The following is a 570-nucleotide window of genomic DNA, read 5'->3' on the forward strand; positions in this document are numbered from 1 at the left end:
GTACTCCACTGGCTGAAGCTGATGCAGCTGACGCATACGGCATCTTGGCTGACGTTAACCTGTTGAATGGCGTACCTGAAGGCACCAACGTTGTTGGTACTACTTACCCATTCGTAGTTGTTGTACGTGACGCTACTGCTAACTTCTACTGCTTGCAATTTGCTGATGGTAAGCCGATCAACGATACAGCTGTTAAAGCTCTCGAAGACCGCAGCATCAAAGTAACCAAGCACTGGACTGGCACTTTCGGTAAAGTCGAATAAGCCTTCATTAACTAATTTTAGGAGATATTAAATGCGTCATTCTGGTGATTTTCAAATTCTTGACTTTACTGGCTTAATGGAGATTATCCCTCGTCAGGATCTTCTGATTACGGGTATGAATCTTTTCGAAGATAAGTTCGGTAATACCACCAAGGCCGAAGTTGAGCGTGTAACCGAATCTACTGACACCATCAAGGCTCGTCAGCGTAGCGGTGAACGTAACTACGCGAGCTCCGAGAAAGCTCAGCTGTTCAACTTCAACGTTCCGTTCTTCCCTCTGGATAAGACCTACACAGCAGCTGATATT

General features: G+C 45.6%; 2 protein-coding genes. Both read left to right on the top strand.

The features are described from left to right. Nucleotides 1-263, top strand: a 263-nt coding sequence (locus ACLJQE_RS44750) for a hypothetical protein (protein WP_410645936.1), incomplete at its 5' end; no start/stop codon positions are given. 31 nt (nt 264-294) lie between these two features. After that, nucleotides 295-570, top strand: a 276-nt coding sequence (locus ACLJQE_RS44755) for a hypothetical protein (protein WP_410645937.1), incomplete at its 3' end; no start/stop codon positions are given.

It is taken from the genome of Amycolatopsis sp. lyj-346 (genome assembly GCF_046548975.1).
In the GTDB taxonomy this organism is placed as follows: domain Bacteria; phylum Actinomycetota; class Actinomycetes; order Mycobacteriales; family Pseudonocardiaceae; genus Amycolatopsis.